At 60.1% G+C, this 25,908-nt stretch carries 19 protein-coding genes and 1 pseudogene; 12 read left to right on the plus strand and 8 right to left on the minus strand.

The window, feature by feature from the left end:
- The 8 genes from V7747_RS10495 to V7747_RS10530 form a co-directional block, all read right to left on the minus strand.
- Window positions 1–1,728: a bifunctional protein-serine/threonine kinase/phosphatase gene (locus tag V7747_RS10495; protein ID WP_335615986.1), complete on the minus strand. Its 1,728-nt coding sequence runs from the start codon at window positions 1,726–1,728 to the stop codon at window positions 1–3.
- Window positions 1,729–1,790: 62 nt separating this feature from the next.
- Window positions 1,791–2,600 (minus strand): formate/nitrite transporter family protein, encoded by an 810-nt coding sequence (locus V7747_RS10500; RefSeq protein ID WP_335615987.1) that lies wholly within the window; start codon window positions 2,598–2,600, stop codon window positions 1,791–1,793.
- Between the two features lie 80 nt (window positions 2,601–2,680).
- Window positions 2,681–3,070: a nitrite reductase small subunit NirD gene (gene nirD, locus V7747_RS10505; RefSeq protein WP_335615988.1), complete on the minus strand. Its 390-nt coding sequence runs from the start codon at window positions 3,068–3,070 to the stop codon at window positions 2,681–2,683.
- On the minus strand, window positions 3,070–5,628 hold the full coding sequence (gene nirB / locus V7747_RS10510; protein WP_335615989.1) for a nitrite reductase large subunit NirB: 2,559 nt from the start codon (window positions 5,626–5,628) through the stop codon (window positions 3,070–3,072). Before nirB ends, nirD (V7747_RS10505) begins: the two co-directional genes overlap by 1 nt.
- A gap of 444 nt (window positions 5,629–6,072) precedes the next feature.
- Complete coding sequence (locus V7747_RS10515; RefSeq protein WP_335615990.1) at window positions 6,073–6,951, minus strand: hypothetical protein; 879 nt, start codon at window positions 6,949–6,951, stop codon at window positions 6,073–6,075.
- A gap of 39 nt (window positions 6,952–6,990) precedes the next feature.
- Window positions 6,991–7,374: a lactoylglutathione lyase gene (gloA, locus tag V7747_RS10520; RefSeq protein ID WP_335615991.1), complete on the minus strand. Its 384-nt coding sequence runs from the start codon at window positions 7,372–7,374 to the stop codon at window positions 6,991–6,993.
- Between the two features lie 114 nt (window positions 7,375–7,488).
- Window positions 7,489–8,706, minus strand: a complete 1,218-nt coding sequence (locus tag V7747_RS10525; protein ID WP_335615992.1) for an argininosuccinate synthase — start codon at window positions 8,704–8,706, stop codon at window positions 7,489–7,491.
- 180 nt (window positions 8,707–8,886) lie between these two features.
- Entirely contained in the window at window positions 8,887–9,738 is an 852-nt protein-coding gene (locus V7747_RS10530) for a flagellar protein MotY (RefSeq protein WP_335615993.1), read from the minus strand.
- A 222-nt stretch (window positions 9,739–9,960) separates the two neighbouring features.
- Between V7747_RS10530 and pyrC the strand changes: the two genes are divergently transcribed.
- The 12 genes and pseudogenes from pyrC to V7747_RS10590 all read left to right on the plus strand — a co-directional run bounded on the left by pyrC (window position 9,961) and on the right by V7747_RS10590 (window position 25,904).
- Window positions 9,961–10,995, plus strand: coding sequence for a dihydroorotase (gene pyrC / locus V7747_RS10535; RefSeq protein ID WP_335615994.1), 1,035 nt, complete (start codon window positions 9,961–9,963; stop codon window positions 10,993–10,995).
- 30 nt (window positions 10,996–11,025) lie between these two features.
- The gene (gene rnt, locus V7747_RS10540) at window positions 11,026–11,706 is read left to right on the plus strand and encodes a ribonuclease T (RefSeq protein ID WP_442909231.1); all 681 of its coding nucleotides are present in this window, start codon (window positions 11,026–11,028) and stop codon (window positions 11,704–11,706) included.
- A 269-nt stretch (window positions 11,707–11,975) separates the two neighbouring features.
- Window positions 11,976–12,947, plus strand: coding sequence for a TAXI family TRAP transporter solute-binding subunit (locus V7747_RS10545; RefSeq protein WP_335615995.1), 972 nt, complete (start codon window positions 11,976–11,978; stop codon window positions 12,945–12,947).
- A 237-nt stretch (window positions 12,948–13,184) separates the two neighbouring features.
- Complete coding sequence (locus V7747_RS10550) at window positions 13,185–15,788, plus strand: TRAP transporter permease (protein WP_335615996.1); 2,604 nt, start codon at window positions 13,185–13,187, stop codon at window positions 15,786–15,788.
- A gap of 10 nt (window positions 15,789–15,798) precedes the next feature.
- Complete coding sequence (locus tag V7747_RS10555; RefSeq protein WP_335615997.1) at window positions 15,799–16,227, plus strand: universal stress protein; 429 nt, start codon at window positions 15,799–15,801, stop codon at window positions 16,225–16,227.
- A 166-nt stretch (window positions 16,228–16,393) separates the two neighbouring features.
- Window positions 16,394–17,611, plus strand: coding sequence for a CmpA/NrtA family ABC transporter substrate-binding protein (locus V7747_RS10560; RefSeq protein WP_335615998.1), 1,218 nt, complete (start codon window positions 16,394–16,396; stop codon window positions 17,609–17,611).
- A 31-nt stretch (window positions 17,612–17,642) separates the two neighbouring features.
- Window positions 17,643–18,221: an ANTAR domain-containing response regulator gene (locus V7747_RS10565; RefSeq protein ID WP_335615999.1), complete on the plus strand. Its 579-nt coding sequence runs from the start codon at window positions 17,643–17,645 to the stop codon at window positions 18,219–18,221.
- Window positions 18,222–18,407: 186 nt separating this feature from the next.
- On the plus strand, window positions 18,408–19,619 hold the full coding sequence (locus tag V7747_RS10570; protein WP_335616000.1) for a nitrate/nitrite transporter: 1,212 nt from the start codon (window positions 18,408–18,410) through the stop codon (window positions 19,617–19,619).
- A gap of 3 nt (window positions 19,620–19,622) precedes the next feature.
- Window positions 19,623–21,293: a bifunctional protein-serine/threonine kinase/phosphatase gene (locus V7747_RS10575; RefSeq protein ID WP_335616001.1), complete on the plus strand. Its 1,671-nt coding sequence runs from the start codon at window positions 19,623–19,625 to the stop codon at window positions 21,291–21,293.
- Between the two features lie 272 nt (window positions 21,294–21,565).
- Window positions 21,566–22,774 (plus strand): annotated as a pseudogene (locus V7747_RS10580) (NAD(P)/FAD-dependent oxidoreductase); the annotation flags it as partial.
- A 101-nt stretch (window positions 22,775–22,875) separates the two neighbouring features.
- On the plus strand, window positions 22,876–23,205 hold the full coding sequence (gene nirD, locus V7747_RS10585) for a nitrite reductase small subunit NirD (RefSeq protein ID WP_335616002.1): 330 nt from the start codon (window positions 22,876–22,878) through the stop codon (window positions 23,203–23,205).
- Window positions 23,202–25,904: a nitrate reductase gene (locus tag V7747_RS10590; protein WP_335616003.1), complete on the plus strand. Its 2,703-nt coding sequence runs from the start codon at window positions 23,202–23,204 to the stop codon at window positions 25,902–25,904. The genes nirD (V7747_RS10585) and V7747_RS10590 overlap by 4 nt, the downstream gene beginning before the upstream one ends.
- Window positions 25,905–25,908 lie beyond the last annotated feature (4 nt).

A 25,908-nucleotide genomic window follows, 5' to 3' on the forward strand; every position in this document is an offset into this window, starting at 1 on the left:
TTACCAGGCCAGCAGCGCGGCAATGATCATCACCAGCACAAAACTGAGGCTCTTCCAGAACAGCAAAGGGTTACGCTCCAACAACGGCGGCCGGGTGCGGCTGAGAAAGGCAGCATTGGGTTGCCGCAAATCAAAAACAAACTCCGACAGCGCCTCGTAGCGCTTCAACGGGTTGGGCTGCAACGCTCGTTTGAGCACATCGTCGATCCAGCTTGGAATGTCCCGCTCCGCGTGCAAGGCAGTCTGATAAACCAGCTTGTTCTGCGCCGCACGAGTACGTGCTCGGGCCAACTGAGTGCCGTAGGGTAACCGTCCCGTCAGCATCTGGTAGGTGATGCTGGCCAACGAGAACAGATCCGAGCGCGGCGTGCCGCTCTCGCCCAAGAAATATTCCGGCGCCGAGTACTGCACGGTGCCCAGCATTTGCTCCTGCAGCTGAGGCGTGCCCATCTCCATCAGTCCCGCCACACGAGTGGAGCCAAAATCAATGATCTTCACCGTGCCGGAGCTATCGATCATGACGTTGTCGGGTCGCAGGTCCTGATGCAGCATCTCCATGCGATGAAAGGCCTGCAGCCCCTTGGCGATCTGCTCGACAATATTGCGTACCTGTTCCAGCGACGGCTTGGGGTGGTCGACCATCCATTGCCGCAGGGTCTGCCCTTCAACGTACTCGGTGGCGACATACAGATACTCGCGGCGACGCTCTGCAGCGCAGGGTTTAAGCACGTGCGGGCTGTTCAACCGCCGCGCAATCCACTCCTCCATCAGAAAGCGCTCGAGGTAGACCGGATCATTACCCAGATCAATAGACGGTGTTTTCAGGATCACCTGCTCGCCGCTGTGCTCATCCACAGCCAGATATACGTGACTACGGCTGCTGTTATGCACTTCACGCAGAATACGATAGCCGTCAAACTGCATGCGCGGCTCCAGTAGTGGCGGCAGATGCAACGCTGCCAGCTGATCGGCCATGCGGTGAGGCTGCGCATCGGCGGCTGGCAGCTGCTCCACCCGCACGATCTGCACCGTAAGGTTATCGTCACTGCCCTGGGCCAAGGCCTCGGCGGCGATGAGGCGCGCGGCGTTATCCAGATCAGATTGCTGCGCTGCGATGGTCTGGCTGATAAAGGCCGGGCTGGCAAACTCGTAGACACCGTCGGTGGCCAGTACAAAGGTATCGCCCTGCTCTACCGACAAGGCCTGATAGTCGATCTCCAGCTGTTGGTTAACGCCCAGCGCTCGGGACAGGTGGCTTTGATTCTGAGAAATCCACAGCCGGTGATCCTGGGTAAGTTGCTCCAGCTGCTGGCCTGCCGCACGGTAGATGCGTGCATCCCCTATATGAAACAGATAGGCCGTTGCCGCCTTGATGATCAAAGCGCTGAACGTGCACACGTAACCGCGATCACGGTCGTAGCGGTATTGGCTCTGGCGGGTCTGGGCGTGCAGCCAGGAGTTGGTGGCCATGAGCACGCGCTGGGCCGATTTCTTCACCGTCCAGGCCTCTGATGTACAGTAATAATCGGCCAGAAAGCCTGACACGGCCGACTCGCTGGCAATCTGACTGACGCTGCTGCTACTGATACCATCGGCCAGCGCCACCGCCACGCCCTTGGCACTGAGCTGCGGCTCCGCAGGTAGCCAGGCGCCATGAAAGTCCTGATTGATCGCCTTGCGGCCTTTATCCGAGTATTGCCCAACCCGCACTACCAGTTGCTTTGTCATGCCTTATCAACCCAAAAACCCCGGCCCTTGCGGTGCCGGGGTGGTTGCCGGAACAGCGCGACTTAGATAGCGCGCTTCGGTGCGGTACGCACGTGGGTGGTGTAAAGCGTCAGGCCGGTGAAGGCCAGACCGCCAACCAGGTTACCCAGGGCCGTGGGGATTTCGTTCCAGATCATGTAATCCATGATCGAAAAGTCGCCGCCCATGATGATCCCGGAAGGGAACAGGAACATGTTGACCACCGAGTGCTCGAAGCCCATGTAGAAGAACAGCATGATCGGCATCCACATGGCGATCACCTTGCCGCTGACCGAGGTGGAAATCATCGCCCCTACCACGCCCATCGACACCATCCAGTTGCACAACATGCCGCGCAGAAAAATGGTTCCCCAGCCTGCCACACCGTATTCTGCATAACCCAGGGTCCGGGCTTCACCAATATGTGAAATCTTCTCGCCAATGGCACCCGGCTCGGTCGAGAAGCCATAGGTGTACATGAACGCCATCATGAAGGCGACGGTCAAGGCACCGGCAAAGTTGCCGACAAAAACCAGGCCCCAGTTGCGCAGCAAACCATTCATGGTGACACCGGGGCGCTTGTCGAGCAACGCCAGCGGCACCAGCATGAAAACTCCGGTGAGAAGGTCAAATCCCATCAGGTAAAGCATGACGAAACCGACCGGAAACAGCATGGCACCCACCAGCGGGTTGCCGGTTTGTATGGTGATCGCAATGGCAAAGACCGCGGCCAGGGCCAGGATGGCGCCCGCCATGAAAGCGCGAATCAGGGTATCGCGGGTCGACATGAACACCTTGGACTCGCCGGCATCCACCATCTTGGTGACAAACTCTGAAGGAACTAGATAGGACATGGTGTGATTCTCTCTCGATGCATTCGTTAAAGGTGGCCGCCGCAGTGCGTGGCAGGCGGCGGCCCGCCAGCATTGCCGTTTTATTCCACCTGCAAGGCCACCTCAACCAGGTCTCCGTTCAAGCGCACCGGCCAGATCCGCAAGCGCTGCTCGGGGTACTCGACGCAGCTGCCATCGGCCAGGCGAAAGTGCTGTTTGTACAAGGGCGATGCAATCACCAGGTCACCCTTGAGGTGCCCAATAATGCCGCGCCCAATCACGTTGGCGCCGGATTGCGGGTCGCGATTTTCAATCGCAAAAACCTGCTCACCGTTGCTGGTATGGGGCAGATGAAACAACGCGACTTGAGCGTCATCCAACAGGGCCACCACCCCCGAGTTGGCCACCAGATCGTCACGCGAGCAGAGTGCACGCCAGGCCAGGTTGGTAGCCGTGCCGGACGCGGTATTTTGGGTATTGGACTGACTCATCAGACTACCTCCTCAGCAACGGGAATCAGGCTCAGTTCATGCGCCTGTATGGGGCGACGTTGGTCACGCTCGGTGACAAATTGAATATCCGGGTCGCCACCGCTTGCGTTAACGAAGGTGCGGAAACGCTTGAGCTTTTCCGGATCACCGATGGCGTTGGCCCACTCGCACTCGTAGCGATCCACCACCAGCTGCATCTGCGACTCCAGCTCCGCGCCCAGGCTCAGACTGTCATCAATGATGACTTCCTTGAGATAATCCAGACCGCCCTCCAGGCTTTCGCGCCACACCGAGGTGCGCTGCAGCCGGTCGGCGGTACGCACATAAAACATCAGGAAGCGGTCGATGTAGCGAATCAGCGTCTCATCATCGAGGTCAGTCGCAAACAGCTCGGCGTGGCGTGGGCGCATGCCACCGTTGCCCGCAACGTAAAGGTTCCAGCCCTTTTCCGTGGCAATCACGCCCACGTCCTTGCTCTGCGCCTCGGCGCATTCACGGGTACAACCGGAAACGGCGAACTTGATCTTGTGCGGCGAGCGCAGGCCCTTGTAGCGGTTCTCCAGAATCAGCGCCATGCCGACACTGTCCTGTACGCCGTACCGGCACCAGGTGCTGCCGACGCAGGATTTGACCGTGCGCAGCGACTTGCCGTAGGCGTGACCAGTCTCGAAGCCCGCGGCGATCAACTCGCCCCAGATGTCCGGCAACTGGTGCAACTCGGCGCCAAACAGATCGATACGCTGCCCGCCGGTGATCTTGGTGTACAGGTCGTATTTTTGGGCTACCTGGCCAAGCACAATCAGCTTCTCGGGTGTGATCTCGCCGCCGGCGATGCGCGGCACGATCGAGTAGGTACCGTTCTTCTGCATGTTGGCCATGAAGGTATCGTTGGTGTCCTGCAGCGGAATCAGCCCAGGATCGGTAATCGGCTGGTTCCAGCAGGAGGCCAGAATAGATCCCACCGCCGGTTTGCAGATGTCACAACCGGTATGGCCACGGCCGTGCTTGGCCAGCAGCTCCTCGAAGCTGTCGATGCCTTCCACGCGGACAATGCCGTACAGCTCCTGACGCGTGTGGGCAAAGTGCTCACACAGGCTCTTGTCGACCTCGACCCCGCGGGCGCTCAGCTCGTGCTCGAACACTTGTTTGAGCAACGCACTGCAGCCACCACAACCCGTGCCGGCCTTGGTCGCTGCCTTCAGATCGCCAAGGTCGGTACAACCGGCATCCACCTGGCAGCACACCGTGCCCTTGCTGACGTTGTGGCAGGAACAGATAGTCGCGGTATCCGGCAGCGCATCGGCGCCCAACGCAGGTGCGCCCTCCCCGGCAGGCAAAATGAGACTGGCGGGATCAGCCGGCAGCTTGATGCCGTTCTGCGCGTACTGCAGCAGTGTGTCGTAGTAGCTGTTGTCACCCACCAGCACGGCGCCAATCACCTGGCTGCCATCCGGCGACACGACAAGACGGCGGTAGCTGGAGTTGACCTCATCGTTGAAGCGGTAGCTCTTGGCCCCCGGTGTTGCCGCGTGGGCATCACCAATGGAACCCACATCTACACCCAGCAACTTCAGCTTGGTGGACATGTCGGCGCCGATGAAGCTCTCATGCGGCTTGCCTACCAGGAGCGCCGCCAGGTTGCGCGCCATGGTGTAGCCCGGTGCGACCAGGCCGAAGATGCTGCCATTCCAGGAGGCACACTCGCCGATAGCGAAGATGTCTGGATCGCTGGTGCGGTAATCGCTGTCAATCACCACGCCACCGCGGTCGGCAATCGCCAGGCCGGCATTGCGCCCCAACGCGTCCTGTGGGCGGATACCGGCAGAAAATACAATCAGATCGGTTTCCAGCGACTCGCCGTCGCTGAAATTCATACGGTAGGCATAATCATCGCCGGCAACGATTTCGCTGGTGGCGCGATTGAGGTGTACACGTACACCCAACTCTTCAATACGCGCCTTGAGCGCCGCGCCGCCGTCGGGATCCAGCTGCACCGGCATCAGCCGTGGTGCAAACTCAACGACGTGCGCCTCCAGGCCCAGAGACTTGAGCGCGTTGGCCGCTTCCAGCCCCAGCAGGCCGCCACCGACCACCACCCCGCGACGCCCCCCCTTGGCGGCCGCACGAATCGAGTCCAAGTCGTCCAACGTGCGGTAAACCAGCCGCGAGTTGCCTTCTGCGCCGGCAATGGGTGGAACAAAGGGATAGGAACCGGTTGCCAGCACAAGTCGGTCATAGGGCTGACGGCCCTCGCTGGTAACCACTTCCTTGCGCTCACGGTCAATCTCCAGCACCGCCACGCCCAGATGCAGATGCACGCCGTGCTGCGCATAGAAACCGGCTTCGCACATGGCTAGAGACTCGGCATCACGCCCACCGAAGTACTCGGACAGGTGTACACGATCGTATGCCCGCTGACGCTCCTCACCAAACACGTGCACTTGAAAATGGGCAAGCGCGCCTTGCTCGGTCAATTGCTCGACGCAATGATGGCCGACCATCCCGTTACCGATGATGACCAGTGTTTCGTTCTTGATCGGGGTCACATTCGAGTTCATCGCCTTTCCTCAGTCGAAGCCGTAGCCGGCACGGGCCGGCAAAAAAACAAAAAAAAACGCCTGGAGTCCCTTTCGGGACTCCAGGCGCCGTTGCCTGGTATTCACTGGATTGTGATGGACGTTAGCCTGAGCTTCGTTGCTCGGTTCGCCCGCTTCCCGGCATAAGCCTCTGGTCGACGATGACCACGGGAAGTATTAGCTGAGAAGAAACAGCCGTTGGTCAGGCAAAAGCAATAGGCATGCCAGCGCGAGGAAAGGAGAAAAAAGGCGGCGACCGCCGCACTGATAGGCAGCAATAAAAATCAATTATTACAAAGAGCTAAAGCGCAGAAAGAAAAATCGAAACGAGGTTGGCAGACGACGCATTGGCCAAAAAAAGACAGCTCAAGAGTGACCCAGAAAAGTGCGAAACCCTTTATAAACACTGTTTTGGTGCAGACTTTTTCAGTCTGCAGCCTCAGAAGACGACGACCTGACAGCGCCGCTGGCTAACGCGAGGCGTTCCAGCAAAAGGTCTACCAGTAGCAACTGCGCACTGATCGCGCGGGTAGCCAACTGAAAGAATTCAACCGAATGCACACGCTGTGCATGCTGTCGCTCCAGCAACGCACGGATATTTTCCAGCAGCACATCCAGCGCGTCTTCGGCGTCGCGGACCGGTTGGCTGACCAACACACGCAGATCGGGGTCGGAGATCAGGCGCGCGAGCACGGAATAGGCTTGTTCGTTGATCTGTTCACTCAATGATTGCAGCAGCTCGCGCCATACCGGGAGGTTCTGACGGTTCGCTGCAATGCCGGTGCCCACAGCACGACTCTGCCCGATTAACTCGATATTCTCTAATAACTCCAGCCACAGGCCCTCAGCCTGCGGTGCCAACCTGCCGAGGCAGACCAGATCGAAGCGATTGGCCAAGGCGGCGATGGTGTCCAGTAGACTGGCGGTCATGCGGTTGTGCAATGTCAGCAGATGCTCAGCGCTTTCGTGCTCGAAACCGGCCTCTATCTGCTGCCATAGATCACGTGTCTGGTGCCAGCTGTCATACCAGTACAGCGTGGCCTCGTGCTCTGCGATTACCTTGAGCAATTGCAACAATTGCTGGTGTACCGACCAGCGCCGCGCCTCCAGTGCGTGCTCGCCCGACATGGCACCAAACGACAAGCCGCGATGGCGCTGTACCTGCTCCAGCAACTGGCGTAACAGGCCGATCAGCACAATGGCCTGCAAGCGCCTTTCATGCCTGGCACGCTGACGTACGAGCCGCAGTCGATATAGGCCAATGGCCGACAGTGCGACTATGGCGATGAACAGCATCCATATCATGCCAGTGCTTCCCTGAGTGCCCTGGGGGCAATGTTTACATCATTTTTTGCACAGCAGCTCGATGCGATAACCGTCCGGATCTTCAACGAAGGCCAGCACACTTTGACCGTGCTTCATCGGCCCCGGCGCGCGCACGACATTGCCGCCCGCCGATGTTATCTGCTCGCAAGCCTTGTATACATCCAGCACTTCAATCGCGATATGGCCGTATCCGGTGCCCAGATCATACTCACTGGTATCCCAGTTATGGGTCAGTTCCAGCGCCGTATGCTCAGCCTCGTTACCGTAACCGACAAAGGCCAGGGTAAATCGCCCTTCCGGATAATCCTTGCGGCGTAGCAGAGTCATCCCCAGCACCTCGGTATAGAAGGCGATGGATTTTTCCAGATTACCGACACGCAGCATGGTGTGAAGAATTCGCATGTTCGCAGCCTTTGCTTGAAGGATAAGAGTAAAGCTACAAGCTTCCTGAAAGTTCTGCCAGCCTGACAGCAAAACGCCCGGCAAGCCGGGCGTTTTGCTTGGGGCAGTAGCCGCTTAAAGCAGCTTGCGGCCCTTGTTGGCAGCAATGCGCATGCGCAGCGCATTCAACTTGATGAAACCGGCCGCATCCGCCTGGTCATAGGCACCGGCGTCATCTTCAAACGTCGCGATATTGGCATCAAACAGCGAGTCATCCGACTTGCGGCCGACCACAATCACGTTGCCCTTGTAGAGTTTCAGGCGCACTACACCGTTTACCTGAGCCTGTGAGGCATCAATCATCTGTTGCAGCATGACGCGCTCAGGGCTCCACCAGAAGCCGTTGTAGATCAGCTCGGCGTACTTGGGCATCAGGCTGTCTTTCAGGTGGGCAACTTCACGGTCCAGAGTAATGGACTCGATGGCGCGGTGCCCCTTGAGCATAATGGTGCCGCCGGGGGTTTCGTAGCAGCCGCGCGACTTCATGCCGACAAAGCGGTTCTCGACGATGTCGAGACGGCCGATGCCGTTATCGCCACCTACCTTGTTCAGGTAAGCCAGCACAGTGGCCGGGCTCATCTCTTTGCCATCGATGGCAACGATATCGCCATTCTGGTAGCTGAGTTCGATGTAGGTCGCTTGATCCGGGGCATTTTCCGGCGAAACCGACCAGCGCCACATATCTTCTTCGTGTTCGGCCCAAGTGTCTTCCAGCACGCCACCTTCATAGGAGATGTGCAGCAGGTTCGCATCCATGGAGTAAGGCGACTTCTTCTTGCCGTGGCGCTCGATCGGAATATCGTGCTTGGCGGCGTAGTCCATCAGCTTCTCACGCGACAACAGATCCCATTCACGCCACGGGGCAATAACCTTAACGCCGGGCTTGAGCGCGTAGGCACCCAGTTCAAAGCGTACTTGGTCGTTACCCTTGCCGGTGGCACCGTGGGAAATAGCATCAGCGCCGGTCTCGTTGGCGATTTCGATCAGGCGCTTGGCAATCAGCGGACGAGCGATAGAAGTACCCAGCAGGTACTCACCTTCGTAGACGGTGTTGGCACGGAACATCGGGAACACGAAGTCACGTACGAACTCTTCACGCAGATCGTCGATGTAGATTTCCTTTACGCCCATGGCCTGAGCCTTGGCACGCGCCGGTTCCACTTCCTCGCCCTGACCCAGGTCGGCGGTGAAGGTCACCACTTCGCAGTTGTAGGTTTCCTGCAGCCACTTGAGGATGACCGAGGTATCCAGGCCGCCAGAATAGGCGAGGACGACTTTATTAACTTCTGCCATGAGGAGCTCCCTTAACAAGACTGTACCGCCACTCACGCAGGAGCGGACGAAAGGCAGCTATTCTAGCGCCTAGGCACAAGGAATCACAGGGGAGTGGCCGCTAGTTTATAGCTTCTGCAGCCCTGATCTGCCGATCACAGGGCCGCGGCGGAAAACCGCGCAATGCCGGCCGATGTCAGGTCAGTCCTTTTCCAGGCGCAGCATCACCCGACGGTTGGCGGCGCGGCCCTGTTCGGTTCGATTGCTTGCCACCGGATAGCGGTCGCCATGAAAGCGCATGGCAAACAGGTCTTCGTTCACGCCCTGCTCGACCAGATAGTCTTTCACTGCCAGCACGCGCTGACGCGACAGTTCGCGGTTATCCAGGCGGTTCCCCTGATTGTCGGAGTGACCGTCGAGCAGGATTTCCTTGATATCCTCATCCGCCTTTATGTACAGCACCGCCGCATCCAGCATGGATTTGGCCTGCGGGCTCAGGCTATCGCCGCCTGAGGCGAAGCTGATCAGGCTCTCGGAGATCTGCGCGTAACTGACAGGCAGCAGGCCGCTGATGCATTTTTGAAAATCCAGCCAGGCCTGCTGATAACCGACGCTGGAGACCACCACTCTCACCGGCGCGCTTCCCGCGTACCCGCTCCGCTGAATGGTCGGCTGCAACCCGGAGGCCAGACCGGCGAGCATGCGATTCGCCTGCTGATAGGGCACCAGCATGACACCAGTGCCCTGCTTCACCGTTACCTGCCCGACCGGCATACTCGCCGTACCCGGCCGCCAAGGCGGCGCCTCATTGTAGAGCTGCGCCGCACCCGGACTCATGGTGCTATCCCAAGCTTTGAGCTCGAACGCCGCAGGCTCGCCTGCGTGACGCACAAAGCTGGCCTCGCCATAACCCGCTACCGACTGGCTCAGCCGGCAGGCAAATTGGTCGCCCGCCACCTGCCACTGCACATCCTCCATGCGGGTCTGGAAGGTCAATGCCTGGACTGGAAGCGCCAGCACCAACAACAGGGCCGGACAGGATCGCGTTATCACGCTGGTTCACCTCGTCTGACGCCGGATTGGACCCGGCGTCGCTAATCTCTCTTGCCAGTCTCATCGGCGGCGCGCGGCAATTCTTTACCATGCAAAACCGATAAATTCTGAAATTCAGGCGCCCAGCGGTTCAGCAACCACAGATAGCGCACTGCGAGGCTGTGTGAAACACACCGCGTTTACGGTAGCATTGCAGCACTACCCTGCTCTGGAAGCCCCTGCATGACTGACCGCCTCACGCTCACCCGGCCAGACGACTGGCATATTCACCTTCGCGATGGGGAGGTTCTGGGCCACACCGTTGCCGATGCTGCACGCACCTTTGGCCGTGCCATCATCATGCCGAACCTGGTACCGCCAGTGCGTGACGCCCAGGAAGCTGCGGGTTACAAGGCGCGCATCCTCGCCGCTCGTCCGACCGGCTCGCAGTTTGAGCCATTGATGGTGCTCTATCTGACCGACCAGACCAGCCCCGAGATTGTCCGTGAAGCCAAGCTCAGCGGTCAGGCGATTGCCGCAAAACTCTACCCCGCAGGCGCGACCACCAACTCGCAGTCCGGCGTGACCGCACTGGAGAATATCTACCCCGCACTGGAAGCCATGGCCGAGGTCGGTATGCCGCTGCTGGTACACGGTGAGGTAACCCACGCCGAGGTCGATATTTTCGATCGTGAAAAGGCCTTTATCGATCAGCAACTGGTCAAAGTGGTAGAGCGTTTCCCTACTCTTAAAGTCGTGTTTGAGCACATCACCACCGCCGACGCCGTCGAGTTCGTCAAGCAGGCGCCGGCCAACGTCGGCGCCACTATCACGGCACATCACCTGTTGTTCAACCGCAATCACATGCTGGTCGGCGGCATTCGTCCGCACCTGTTCTGTCTGCCGATCCTCAAGCGCGAGAAGCACCAGCAGGCCCTGTGTGACATAGTCGCTTCCGGCTCCAGCAAGTTCTTTCTCGGTACCGATTCTGCGCCCCATGCGCGCCACGCCAAGGAAGCGGCCTGTGGCTGTGCCGGCTGCTACACCGCCTATGCGGCCATTGAACTCTACGCAGAAGCCTTCGACAGCCTGGGAGCACTCGACAAGCTGGAAGGCTTTGCCAGTTTCCACGGCCCGGATTTCTACGGTTTGCCCCGCAATAGCGAGCAGATAACCCTGCTGCGCGATAGCTGGCAGGCGCCAGAACAGCTACCCTTCGGTGATCAGAATGTGATTCCGCTGCGCGCAGGCGAAACCCTGCAATGGCGCCTGGCCTGATACCCCTCTTTGCGATGCTAAGGATTACGCGTGAGTGAGTTCGACTTTGACAATGACAGCGATAGCATGGACGCCCCGGCTTCCGGCAAACCAAAATCGCCGATGGCCTATCGTTTCAGGGGGTTTCTGCCGGTCGTCATCGACGTCGAAACCGGCGGTTTCAATGCCGCTACAGACGCGCTGCTGGAAATTGCAGCCACCACCATCAGCATGGATGAGGACGGCATGGTCTATCCCGACCAGACCCACTTCTTCCGCGTTGAGCCCTTCGAGGGCGCCAATATAGAAGCTGCCGCACTCGAGTTCACCGGCATCAAGCTGGATCACCCCTTGCGCCAGGCAGTGAGCGAAGAACACGCGATCACGGAAATTTTCAAGCATGTACGTAAGGCAGTGAAGTCGGCCGGCTGCAAGCGCGCCGTACTAGTGGGCCACAATGCCTTTTTTGATCTCGGCTTCGTCAATGCCGCAGTCGAGCGTATCCAGATCAAGCGCAACCCATTCCACCCCTTTTCCTGCTTCGACACCGCCACGCTGGGCGGCCTCGCCTACGGGCAGACCGTATTGGCCAAAGCTTGTAACGCAGCCGGTATGGACTTTGATGGCAGGGAGGCCCATTCCGCGCGGTATGACACGGAAAAAACCGCTGAGCTGTTCTGCACCATCGTCAATCGCTGGCGTGAGATGGGCGGCTGGCCACCAGTAGACTGACTACCCTTGCCGGCAACCCCGTTATTGCCTGCCGCTGGCTCGCGGCAGACGCCCGTCACGGCACCACACCGCCTCCGTGCTTGCCCATGCCGCCATGGGCGGGTATGTTCGGATGAAAGTGAAATCATCCACTACACTGTTCATTCAACCAAAAATGAACAGGATCAATTGCTTCCTTTGCTGCACAACGGCATTGAATCAACCCCTTGGCTTGCGGTCCATTAGTCTGCAGTCATGAATAATCAGAAAAGAAAAAGGAGTCATTTCACATGAAGCGCAAATCCCTAGCCATGCTGTTTTCGGCCACCATTGGATACGCCTCCCTCGCTGCCACCCCTGCTGTCGCTGAAGAGTTTGTCACCATAGGTACCGGTGGCCAGACTGGCGTGTACTACGTCGTCGGCCAGTCCGTGTGCCGTCTGCTCAACCGCAACAGCGAAGAGCACGGCATTCGTTGCAACGCCCCCTCCAGCGGTGGCTCGGTTGCCAACGTGAATGCCATTCGTGGCGGCGAGATGGACATGGGCGTGGTGCAGTCCGACGTGCAGTACAAGGCGTTTGAGGGTGTACAGAACTTTCAGGCGGATGGCCCCTTTGAAGGCATGCGTGCGCTCTTTGCCCTGCATGGCGAGCCGCTGACCATCGTTGCCCGCCGCGATGCCGAGATCACCGGCGTCAAGGACCTGAAAGGCAAGCGCGTCAACATCGGCAACCCCGGTTCCGGCCAGCGCGACACCATGGACGTGGTACTTGAAGCCCTCGGCTGGAGCGTGAAGGACTTCTCACTGGCGTCAGAACTGGGCGCTGCCGAACAAGCCGCTGCTCTGGGTGACAATAACGTTGATGCCATGGTCTACGTGGCCGGTCACCCGAATGGTTCCATTCAGGAAGCCACCACCACAGTCGACTCGGTACTGGTCTCGGTTGATGGCCCGGAGATCGACAAACTGGTCGGTGATCGCTCCTACTACGCCAAGGCCGTTATTCCCGGTGGCCTGTATCGCGGCAACGACGAAGACGTAAACACCTTCGGCGTACGCGCCACCCTGGTTGCCTCTGATCAGGTCAGCGACGAAACCGTATACCAGACCGTCAAGGCCGTGTTCGAAAACTTCGATCGCTTCAAGCGCCTGCACCCCGCCTTCGCCACCCTGAAGGAGGAGCAGATGATCAAGGAAGGCCTGTCCGCGCCACTACATGACGGCGCGGTGCGCTACTACAAGGAACGTGGCTGGATGTAAGCCACGCACCTGCGAGCCGCCCTCTGGGGCGGCTCGCTTGTTTCAGAAACGGCATTTTCAGTATCACTGGCGCTTGCAGCGCAGATTTTCGTTTCGTTGGCCTCTTGCCGACGAATTATTGCAGTAACCGGTGCTCCACAAGGGCTATCCGGTGTGCGTGGCAGCCATCCCGACCGGGTCTGCCAAATCAGTCAACCGTGACACCATAAGATAAAAGAACAGGAGTAGCGCGCAGCCATGAGCCAACCAAGCGACGCAGCAGGCAATACCTCAACCGACCTCGAAGACCTGGTCGCCACCAGCGACACCGGTGCGCGAAAACCCACAGGACTGGCACGCAAACTCCTGCTCTCGATAGCCGCCCTCTGGTCGCTGTTCCAACTCTGGATCGCTTCGCCGCTGCCCTTCATGCTCGGCTTTGGCGTGTTCAACAGCACCGAGTCACGCTCTATCCATCTCACCTTTGCGGTGTTTCTCGGCTTCATGGCCTACCCGGCTTTCAAGCGCTCTCCGCGTGACTATATCCCGGTGATCGATTGGGTACTGGCCCTGGTGGCCGCGTTCTGTGCGTCCTACCTGTACTTTTTCTACGCCGAACTGGCTACCAGGCCGGGCAAGCCCATTACCCAGGATGTAGTCATTGCGGTAATCGGCCTGTTGACGCTGCTGGAGGCCACCCGGCGCGCGCTCGGGCCGCCCTTGATGATAGTGGCGCTCATTTTCATCATTTACTCGGTGGCCGGCCCCTATATGCCCGGCATTCTGGCCCACCGCGGCGTCAGCCTTGAATCGCTGGCCAATCACCAGTGGCTAACCACTCAGGGGGTGTTCGGCATCGCGCTGGGCGTTTCCACCAGCTTCGTGTTTCTGTTCGTGCTGTTCGGCTCACTGCTCGACAAGGCCGGTGCCGGTAACTACTTCATCAAGGTGGCCTTTTCGCTGCTGGGTCACTATCGTGGCGGCCCAGCCAAGGCAGCAGTAGTGGCTTCCGGCATGACCGGTTTGATTTCGGGCTCCTCCATTGCCAATACCGTGACCACCGGTACCTTTACCATCCCGATGATGAAACGGGTGGGCTTTTCCTCCGAGAAAGCCGGCGCGGTTGAGGTGGCCTCCTCGGTCAATGGGCAGATCATGCCGCCGGTCATGGGCGCCGCGGCCTTTTTGATGGTCGAGTACGTAGGTATATCCTATGTCGAGGTAATCAAGCACGCCTTCCTGCCAGCGCTTATTTCCTACATTGCACTGATTTACATCGTGCACCTTGAGGCCGTCAAAGCCGGTATGCAGGGGCTGCAAAGCAGCAACCCGCCCAAACCCTTACTGCGCAAGATCATCGGTTTTCTGACCGGCCTGCTGCTGTTGATGGCTTTGTCGTTCGGCGTCTACTACGGCCTGGGCTGGCTGAAACCCGTGCTGGGAGACGCTGCCAGTTGGGTGATCGCCGGCGGCCTCGCGGCGGTCTACGTGGGCCTGCTGAAGATCGGCTCGCGCTACCCTGAGCTGGAGCTCGATGACCCCGACTCGCCCGTGGTGCACCTGCCCCAGACCAAGCCCACGGTGATGTCGGGCCTGCATTACATTCTGCCGGTCATAGTGCTGATCTGGTGTCTGATGGTAGAGCGCCTCTCACCCGGCCTCTCGGCTTTTTGGGCCACGGTGTTCATGATCGTGATCATTCTTACCCAGCGACCGCTGATGGCCCTGTTCCGTAAGCAGTCGAGCATGAAGGCCGATCTGCTGCACGGTGCTGACGATTTATGGCAAGGCCTGGTTGCTGGCGCGCGCAACATGATCGGCATCGGCATTGCCACCGCCACCGCCGGCATCATCGTCGGTGCGGTATCGCAGACCGGCGTGGGTCTGGTATTGGCGGATCTGGTCGAAATCCTGTCGATGGGCAACCTGCTGCTGATGCTCGCGCTGACCGCAGTACTCAGCCTGATTCTCGGCATGGGCCTGCCGACCACCGCCAACTACATCGTGGTATCAGCGCTGTTGGCGCCGGTGATCGTTACCCTGGGTCAGGAAAGCGGACTGCTGGTGCCACTGATTGCCGTGCATCTGTTCGTGTTCTACTTCGGCATCATGGCCGACGTCACCCCGCCGGTGGGGCTGGCCTCGTTCGCGGCCGCCGCGGTATCTGGGGGCGACCCGATACGCACCGGTTTTCAGGCCTTCTACTACAGTTTACGCACCGCCGCGCTGCCGTTCCTGTTCATCTTCAACACTGATCTTTTGTTGATCGATGTGAGCTGGGCTCAAGGCATACTGATCTTCATCGTCGCCACCATCGCCATGCTAATCTTTGCCGCCGGCACCCAGGGTTGGATGCTGGTCAAGAGTCGCTGGTATGAAAGCCTGCTGTTGCTGCTGGTGGCCTTCACCCTGTTCCGCCCCGGCTTCTGGATGGACATGCTGCATGACCCCTATCGCAGCATTCCGCCAGCGCAGCTGGAACAGGCGCTGGGCAACGTCGACAAGGGCAGCAACCTGCGCGTACAGGTAAATGGCGAGGACGATATTGGTCAGCCGCGCACCTTCTTCGTACTGGTACCCGTGCCTGAGGGCGAGACAGCGCAGGAGCGCATGGACAACCTGGGGCTGATGCTGATGGAAGACGGCGACCGCACCATTGTCGACATGGTCACCTACGGCAGCGTAGCCGCTGACCTTGGCTTCCAGTTCGACCAGGAGATCGTCGAGATTCTTGCGCCGGTAGACCGCTGGGCCAAGGAATGGATGTGGCTGCCAGGTCTCGCGGTGTTCCTGCTGGTTATCGGCCTGCAATGGCGTCGGCGCCCCGCCGACACCAGCAAAGCCACCGCCAAAACTGCGTGAGGTAACGGCCATGTACAACAAGATTCTGCTGCCGATTGATCTGAACCATAAACAGTCCTGGAACAAGGCGCTGCCGACCGCGCTGAACTTCTGCCAGACCTACAATGCCTCGCTGCACGTGATTACCGTATTGCCGGATTTTGGCATGCCGCTGGTCGGCGGTTTCTTTCCCAAGGAATACGCCGATCAGGCCAAGAAGACCATGACCGATAACCTCCGTGCCTTCGTCAAGGAGCACGTACCCAAGGATGTGAAAGTGCAGCGCATTGTCGCCGACGGCAAGGCCTACGAGGCTATTTTGCGGGTTGCCAAGAAAATCGACGTTGACCTGATCATCATGGCCTCGCATAAACGCAAGCGTCTGGAAGACTACCTGTTGGGGACCAACGCACTGCGCGTAGTGCAGCAGTCCAAGCGCTCGGTGATGATAGTGCGCTGACTGGCACAGCCTTTGCTGGTATCTTGAAACCATCGCCTCTTAATTGAGGTATAGACCACGACAACGGCGTCGTACCCCTGGCTGGCAGCAAGCAGCATCTCTCTATAAGATGCGCGGCTGCCGGCAGGTGTGCGGCGCTTTTTTCATGCAGCATCAGGACCGACAAATGAAGCAGACAGACCAGCCTCGCGACGATGTGCTCGCCTGGGTCAACGGCAGCGATGCCCCGGAAAAACACACTCTGAATCTGGGCTTCATGCCGCTGACCGACTCGGCGTCGCTGATCGTCGCCGCAACCCAGGGCTTCTCGCAGCCGTACGGGCTGACCCTGAATCTGCAACGTCAGCAATCCTGGTCTGCACTGCGCGACCGTCTGCTCAGCGGCGAGCTAGATGCGGCGCAAGGTCTTTATGGTCTGGCCTACGGCATTCAGCTGGGGCTCGGCAGCGCAGCAACCCCCATGGCCGTGCTGATGGGCCTGAACCAGAACGGACAGAGCATCAACCTGTCGCAGAACATGCTAGAGACCGGCGTCGACAGCAGCCAGGCACTGGTTGAACGCGCACTGCTGGGCAATACCCGCCTTTGCTTGGCCCAGACCTTCCCCACCGGCACCCATGCCATGTGGTTGTATTACTGGCTGGCCGCCAACGGCATTCACCCGCTGCGCGACGTCGATACCCGCGTGGTCCCCCCCTCGCTGATGGTTGAGCATTTGCGCGCACGGCGAATTGATGGCTTCTGTGCCGGCGAGCCCTGGGGGGCCCACGCGATTGAAGACGGCATGGGTTACACCCTGGCCACCAGTCAGTCGGTCTGGCCTAACCACCCGGAAAAGGTGCTCTGTGCCACTCAACGCTTCGTCGAAGAGTGCCCCAACGCGGCGCGTGCACTGATCATGTCAATCCTCGATGCCAGCCGCTTTATCGATGATAACGACGATAATCGCCGCAGCACCGCACAGCTGATCAGCGGTGCCGACTATGTCAATGCGCCACTGGAGTCGCTGCAGCCGCGCATGCTTGGCGAGTACGTGGATGGCCGAGGCAACCAGTGGCGCGATGAGCACCGCCTGCGCTTTTACGGCGACGGCGAGGTGAACGTGCCCTACCTCTCGGACGGAACCTGGTTCATGACCCAGTTCCGCCGTTGGGGCCTGCTACGCGAAGATCCCGACTATCAGGGCCTCGCCCGTCAGGTTCAGCAACTGCAGCTTTACCGTGAAGCTGCAAGCGCGCTGGGCATCAAGGTGCCCGAAAGCCCGTTACGCAGCAGTACCCTGATGGACGGCAAAATCTGGGACGGCAGTGACCCCGCCGCCTACGCCAGCAGCTTTGAACTGCACGCCATGACCGATACCGCTGCCCTGCAGCAGGCCAACTGACATTTTGTCATCAAGGATTGTTTGATAAATCATGCTGCGCATTCTGCTGATAAACGACACCGTAAAAAAAGTCGGCAAGCTCAAGGGCGCCCTGCTGGAAGCAGGCTTTGAGGTTATAGACGAATCAGGCCTGACCATCGACCTGCCGGCACGGGTACAAAGTGCCAAACCGGACGTCATCCTGATCGACAGCGACTCCCCCGGACGAGACGTGATGGAGCAAGTCTGCCTGTTCAGCCGCGACCTGCCCCACCCCATCGCCCTGTTCACCGATGAGCAGGACCCGGCGATCATGCGCCAGGCCATTCAATCAGGGGTCAGCGCTTATATTGTCGAGGGGGTGGAAAGCTCGCGCCTCAAGGCGATACTCGATGTTGCCATGGCGCGTTTCGAGACCGACCAGCAACTGCGCGCCGAGCTGCAAGCCCGGGAGCAGCAGCTCAATGAGCGCAAGCGGGTAGAAAAAGCCAAGGGCCTGTTGATGAAAATGAAAAACTGCGATGAAGCCGAAGCCCATACACTGATGCGCCGCCAGGCCATGAGCCGGCAGCAAAAGCTGATTCAGGTGGCCGAGCAGATCATCGCCATGCACGAGATGCTTGGAGAGTAGACCGGGGTTACTGGCACGTATCCTGCTTGGCCTGTAACAAGCAGCCAACGGCGGTTGCCTACACAGACAACGACGTCATCCTCAACCCGGAGCTATTCTGGGGTTGGGGATGGCGTTTTTTTTGCCCCGAAGTAGCGGGTAGTACATGCTGCAAAACGCGCCAGACGGCGCTGAGAGGACTGCCATATGAACACGAGCTTCTGGAAAGCCGGCCACACCCCGACCCTGTTTTCCGCCTTCCTGTACTTCGACCTGAGCTTTATGGTCTGGTACCTGCTCGGCCCACTTGCGGTGCAGATTGCGACCGATCTGGGCCTAAGCGCACAGGAAAGGGGCATCATGGTCGCCACGCCGATTCTGGCGGGCGCCCTGCTGCGCTTGGTACTCGGCTTCATGGCAGATCGCCTGTCACCGAAAACGGCCGGCATCATCGGCCAGGTTATTGTCATCGTTACTCTACTGCTAGCCTGGCAGTTGGGCGTTAACACCTACGAGCACACCCTGCTGCTGGGTCTGGGCCTGGGTTTTGCGGGTGCTTCCTTTGCGGTAGCTTTGCCACTGGCATCCCAGTGGTACCCACCGGAGCACCAGGGCAAGGCGATGGGGATTGCCGGTGCAGGTAACTCGGGCACTGTAATGGCCGCCGTGTTTGCGCCCGGCCTGGCTTACCTGTTCGGCTGGCAGAATGTGTTCGGCCTGGCGCTGATCCCGCTGGGCATCACGTTGATCCTGTTTATCACGCTGGCAAAAAACTCACCCACCCGGCCGGCACCCAAGGCCCTGAAGGACTACGCCATGGCGCTGAAGGATGTCGACAGCTGGTGGTTCATGTTCTTCTACAGCGTGACCTTTGGCGGCTTTATCGGCTTGGCCAGCGCCCTACCCGGCTATTTCAGCGACCAGTACGGTCTTAGCCCGGTCACCGCCGGTTATTACACCGCTGCTTGCGTCATGGCCGGCAGCCTTATGCGCCCTCTCGGTGGCGCGTTGGCAGACCGTATCGGCGGCATTCGCTCACTGCTGTTCATGTACGGCATTGCCGCAGTATGCATCGCCATCGTCGGCTTCAACCTGTCCAGCTCGTACGCCGCACTGACTTTCTTCGTAAGCGCCATGCTGGGCCTGGGCGCGGGCAATGGCGCGGTATTCCAACTGGTGCCGCAGCGTTTCTTCCGCGAAATCGGTGTAATGACCGGTTTGATTGGTATGGCCGGCGGTGTGGGCGGCTTCATCCTGGCGGCCGGTCTCGGTGCGATCAAACAGCACACCGGCGACTATCAGCTCGGCCTGTGGCTGTTCGCCAGCCTGGGCATCCTCGCCTGGTTTGGCCTGTTCAATGTCAAGCGTCGCTGGCGCTCTACCTGGGGCGCTTCGTCCATCACCGCTGCTCGGGTCTGACGCATGACGGCGCTGCAACTGAGTATCAGCGAAGCCAGCGACAAAGGTCCACGAGCGCAGAATCAGGATGCCATTCGGGTGGTCACGCCAGCGCCACGGCTGGCCGCCAGCAAAGGCCATTTGCTGGCGCTGGCCGATGGCGTCAGTCAATGTAAGGACGGCGGACTGGCGGCCAACGCGACCCTGCAGGCATTGGCGCTGGACTACTACTCCACGCCAGAAACCTGGGCCATACCGCAGGCCCTGGACAAGCTGCTGACTGCTCACAATCGCTGGCTGCGGGCAAACGGCGGCGGCCAGCCCCTGCTCACCACACTGACCGCCCTGGTGCTGCGCGGCTGCCGCTATACCCTGGCGCATATCGGCGATTGCCGAGCCTATCTGCTGCGCAGCGGCAAACTGCGGCCACTGACCACCGAGCACGTGTGGGAGCAGCCAGGCATGGAGCACGTACTCAAACGCGCCTTGGGCCTGGATGAACACCTGCTGATGGATTACAGCGAGGGTGAGCTGCGGGGCGACGACCAACTGCTGCTCGTCAGCGATGGCATCTGGGCGGTACTGAAGGACAGCGAGATTCTACAATGCCTGCAGGAGCAACCCTTTGAGCAGGTATGCACCCACCTGCTGGAACGGGCCTACCGTGCCGGCAGCCAGGACAACGCTAGCGCCCTGCTGGTGCGTGTCGATGCGTTACCCGAGGCTTCCCTGGGCGATGCCCTGGCACCGCTGGATGAACGCGCACTGCCGCCGCTACTGAAGACCGGGCAGGATTTTGAAGGCTGGGAAGTGGTGAACGTACGCGCGGAATCGCGTCAATCCGTGCTCTACCGGGTACGGGATCAGCTCAACCAGACCTGGCTGCTGAAAACCCTGCCCGCGGCACTGCACAACGACGAGCAGGCGCGTCAGGCACTGGTGCTGGAAGAATGGTTCATGCGCCGCGTCGCCAGCGCCTTTATCCCGGAACTGCACCCGTTGCCGCAGCGCCGCCACCTGTATTACGTGATGCGTGAATACGCTGGCGTAACACTCGAGCAGCAGCGCCGTAAGCACGGGCTGCTGAGCATCCCAGCCTGGCGCGAACTGGCAGCGCAACTGATCAAGGCGGTTGGCAAACTGCATCAGCGCAACCTGATTCACCGCGATATCAAGCCGGAAAACCTGCATCAGGGTGATGACGGTCAGTTGCGTGTGCTCGATTTCGGTTTGACCTTCTGCCCCGGGCTGACCCAGGCGCAAAACGGCAAGGCGCCGGGCACCCCGAGTTATATGGCGCCGGAGGTACTGAACGGCGCCGAACCGCACGCCCAGCAGGACATCTACAGCACCGGCGTGACGCTATACTTTCTGCTGACCGGTCACTATCCCTATGGTGAAGTCGAAGCCTTCCAGCGGCCGCGTTTCGGTAAGCCAGTGCCCCCCAGTCGCTACCGCCCAGACGTGCCGCCCTGGCTTGATGACCTGCTGCTGCGCGCCGTCGCGCTTGAGCCCAGGGAGCGCTTTGAAACCGCCGAGCAATGGTTGCTGGAATTGGCCCAGGGCGAGAGCCGACCGTTGCACACCAGCCATCAGCCTCTGCTACAGCGCGACCCACTGCGCTTCTGGCGTTACTTCGCTATGGCGTCACTGGCGCTGAACCTGCTGCTGGCGATTCTGCTGCTGAATCAATAACCGCCCCAAGCCGGTGCGAAGCGCTGCATGACAGTGCAGAAAATCGCAGCAGCAGACCTCTGCTGCTTGCGCCAGGCGCCTGAATACCGGGGTTGACCGGAGTGGCACAGAACCTGCTTTAACTACTGCATCGTTAATCAACGACTACAATGCGGGGCTGTCAACGGCGATGACCCTGCCTTCCTGATCGAACAGGACCTGGACAAAGGCGTCCCTACTGCGTGAGCAGGGGGACGCCTTTTTTTGTTTTGGCTTCAGGCGGAGCACGCACAATGCAAAAGCTCAAACTCGTATTGATCGGTAACGGCATGGCCGGGGTACGCACCCTGGAAGAGCTGCTCAAACTGACCCCAGACCTTTACGACATAACGGTATTCGGTGCCGAGCCGCACCCGAACTACAACCGCATCATGCTCTCGCCTGTACTGGCCGGCGAGCAGACCTTTGAAGAGATCGTGCTCAACGATCTGAGCTGGTACCAGGAAAACGGCATCACCCTGCACCTGGGCAAGCGCGTGAGCAAGATCGACCGCCGTGCCCGCAAGGTCATCGCCGAAGACGGTACCGAAGCCAGCTACGATCGCCTGCTGCTGGCCACCGGTTCCACTCCGTTCATGCTGCCGGTCCCCGGCAATGAACTGGACGGCGTGATCGGCTACCGCGACATTGCCGATACCCAGCTGATGATGGACACCGCCACCACCCACAAGCACGCCGTGGTGATTGGCGGTGGTCTGCTCGGGCTGGAAGCGGCCAATGGCCTGAAATTGCGCGGCATGGACGTGACCGTAGTGCACATCGGCGAGTGGCTGCTGGACCGACAGCTCGACCCAACCGCAGGCGAACTGCTGCAGCGTTCGCTGGAAGAACGCGGCCTCAAGTTTCTGCTGCCGCAATTTACCGACTCTCTCATCGACAATGGCGAGGGCCGCGTCTGCGCGGTCAAGTTCAAGGACGGCACCGTCATCCCGGCCGATCTAGTGGTCATGGCCGCCGGCATACGCCCCAATATCGAACTCGCAGAGCGCGCAGGCCTGGCCTGCAACCGCGGCATTCTGGTCAACGACACCCTGCAGACTTTTGACCCGCGCGTTTATGCCATCGGCGAATGTGCCAGCCACCGGGGTATCGCCTACGGCCTGGTCGCGCCCCTGTTCGAGCAGGCCAAGGTCTGCGCCAACCACCTGGCAATGCTCGGTTATGACCGCTATCAAGGCTCGGTGACCTCGACCAAACTCAAGGTGACCGGCATCGACCTGTTCTCCGCCGGCGAATTCATGGGCGCCGAGGGCACCGAAACCATCACTCTGTCCGACCCCATCGGCGGCGTGTACAAAAAACTAGTGGTCAAGGATAACAAGCTGGTTGGCGCCTGCCTGTACGGCGACACCAGCGACGGCGCCTGGTACTTCCGTATGGTCAGGGACAACCAGAATATCAGCCAGATTCGCGACCAGATGATGTTCGGTCAGGCCTGTATCGAGGCCACCAGCACCGATGCAAGCGTCAAGAACGAGCATGAGGATCAGCATACGCTCGGCGTCGAGCGCCCTGTCTCAGCAGACCTGAGAGGGGTGAGTGCATGAGCTGGGTCGATATCTGCGCACTCGACGAGATCCCGCCATCAGGCGTCCACGTGGTTATGGCACCCAAGGGCGACATCGCCATCTTCCGCACCAGTGCCAACCAGGTCTTCGCCCTGGATGATCGCTGTCCGCACCAGGGCGCGTCACTTTCCCAAGGCGTTGTCATCGGAAACCTCGTGGTGTGCCCGCAGCACAACTGGCAAATCCAGCTCGACAGTGGCCGAGCCCTAACGCCCGACATCGGTTGCAGCAACACGTACCCCGCCCGCATCGAAGCCGGGCGCGTGCAGATAGCCATCAACAACCACAAGGACATCCGCCAATGAGCACGCAGTTCACTGCCTCCACCTGCTGCTACTGCGGCGTCGGCTGTGGCGTACTGATTGAGCATGACGGCGAGCGCGTGCTGGATGTGGCCGGCGACCCGGCGCACCCCGCCAACCTCGGCCGCCTGTGCAGCAAGGGTGCCACCCTGCACAAGACCGGCGATTTGTCTGCCCGGGCGTTATACCCCGAGCTGCGCCTGGGCAAGGGCCTGAGCCGCAGCCGCACCGACTGGGACAGTGCCATGGGGCATGCCGCCGAGGTATTCGGCCGCACCATCGCCGAGCACGGCCCCGACAGCGTCGCTTTCTACATCTCCGGTCAGTTGCTGACCGAGGATTACTACTGTTTCAACAAGCTGGCCCGCGCGCTGGTCGGCACCAACAACATCGACAGCAACTCGCGCCTGTGCATGTCCAGCGCTGTGGTGGGTTACAAGCGCAGCCTGGGAGCCGACGCGCCGCCCTGCTCCTACGAAGACATTGAGCAGAGCGATTGCCTGTTGATCGCTGGCAGCAACATGGCATTCGCCCACCCGGTGCTGTTCCGCCGGCTGGAAGCCGCCAAGGCGGCCGATCCGAGCAAACGCGTCATCGTCATCGACCCACGCCGCACCGACACCTGCGAGATCGCCGATCTGCATCTGGCCATCGAACCCGGCACCGATGTGGCTCTGTTCCACGGCATATTGCATCTGCTGCTCTGGGAGGGCTGGATTGATCGCAACTTTATCGAGGCTCACACCGACGGCTTTGATCAACTGAAAACCCTGGTGCGTGACTACAGCCCGGCCATCACTGCGCAGCTGTGCGGCATCAGCGAAGACGACCTGCACAGCGCCGCGCGAATGATCGGCACCGCGCCCAGCTTTCTGTCGCTCTGGTGCATGGGACTCAACCAGTCCAGCGCCGGCAGCGCCAAGAACAACGCGCTGATCAACCTGCATCTGGCTACCGGTCAGATCGGCAAGGTCGGTAGCGGTCCCTTCTCGCTCACCGGCCAACCCAACGCCATGGGCGGCCGCGAAACCGGCAGCCTGTCGAACCTGTTGCCAGGACACCGTGAGGCGGGCAACGCCGAGCACCGCGCCGAGGTAGCTGACTACTGGGGGGTGGAATCCTTGCCCGCCAACGTCGGCCTGTCTGCTATTGAGCTGTTTGAAGGCGTACGCAGCGGCCGCATCAAGGCGCTGTGGATCGCCTGTACCAATCCTGCACAGTCAATGCCAAACCAGACGCTGATTCACGAAGCCCTCGCCGCCTGCCCTTTTGTCATAGTGCAGGAAGCCTTCTTCACCACCGAAACCTGCCGTTACGCCGACCTGCTGCTGCCTGCCGCCAGCTGGGGCGAGAAGGAAGGCACCGTAACCAACTCCGAGCGGCGCATCAGTCATGTGCGTTCAGCCGTGCCGGCGCCCGGCGACGCGCGGCCAGACTGGGCGATCGTCTGCGACTTCGCCCGGCGGCTGGAAAAACAGCTGCGCCCCGGGCAACCCAGCCTGTTCGATTTCACCAGCCCCGCGCAGATCTTTGACGAATACAAGGCACTCACCGCAGGCCGCGATCTGGACTACAGCGGCTTAAGCCATGCATTGATCGACACCCTGGGCCCGCAACAATGGCCCTTTAACGCCGAGACCGGCCAGGGCACCGCACGCCTGTACAGTGATGGCATCTTTGCCACCGACAATGGCCATGCGCGGTTTGTCGCCGAACCCTACCGCGCCCCGCAGGAAACGCGCGATGCGCAGTTTCCGCTGATCCTCAATACCGGCCGCCTGCGCGATCACTGGCACGGCATGAGCCGCACCGGTACCGCAGCGCAATTGTTCGGCCACGTGGAGCAAGCGCTACTCAGCCTGCATCCTGACGAGTTGAGCAGCCGCAACCTCAGCGAGGGCGATCTGGTGCGCGTCACCAGCCGCCGTGGCGAGCTGATTCTACCGCTGGAAAGCGATGCGCAAGTCCGCCCCGGCCAGGCCTTTCTGCCCATGCACTGGGGTGATCGCTTTCTCAAGGGACTGGGCAGCAATGTATTGACCCAACCCGCTTTCGATCCACTATCCAAGCAGCCCGAGCTGAAACAAAGCAGCGTCAATATTCACCGCGCAGAATTGCCCTGGGAGTTGTTCGTTCTGGTAGAAGCTCGGGTACAGCAACGCTTTGAAGCGATTCGCCCGCTATGCGAAAGCCTCGACTACCTCGGCATGGGATTGATCGGGCGTGACCGCCCAGCGCTGCTGATACGCGCTGCCGCCGCTACGCCACCCGATGCGACCCTACTGACCCAGATAGACGCACTGACCGGTCTGGATAGCGGCCCGGTACTGCGTTACGACGACGCAGGCCGGGCCATTGGCAAACGGGTAAAAATCGAAGACGGCCGCATTACCGCCATCCGCCTGAGCGGCGAAACCGCTGCACGCAACTGGCTGCGCAGCGTCTGGCAAAGCGGCGAAGCCGATGCAGAGCTGCGCCGCTGGTTCCTCGCGCCGCTCAGCGCGCCGCCCGGCGGTGCCAGCAATCAGCAGGACAAGACGCTCTGCAACTGCATGGACGTCAGTCAGAGCCGTATCTGCGCCGGTATCGAACGCGGGCTGAATCTGGATGGCCTGAAACAGGAACTCGGTTGCGGCACCCAATGCGGTTCCTGCGTCCCTGAAATCAAACGATTGATCAGCAGCGTGGCAGTACCGGCATGAAAAC

The organism is Halopseudomonas sp., assembly GCF_036960865.1.
Taxonomy (GTDB): domain Bacteria; phylum Pseudomonadota; class Gammaproteobacteria; order Pseudomonadales; family Pseudomonadaceae; genus Halopseudomonas.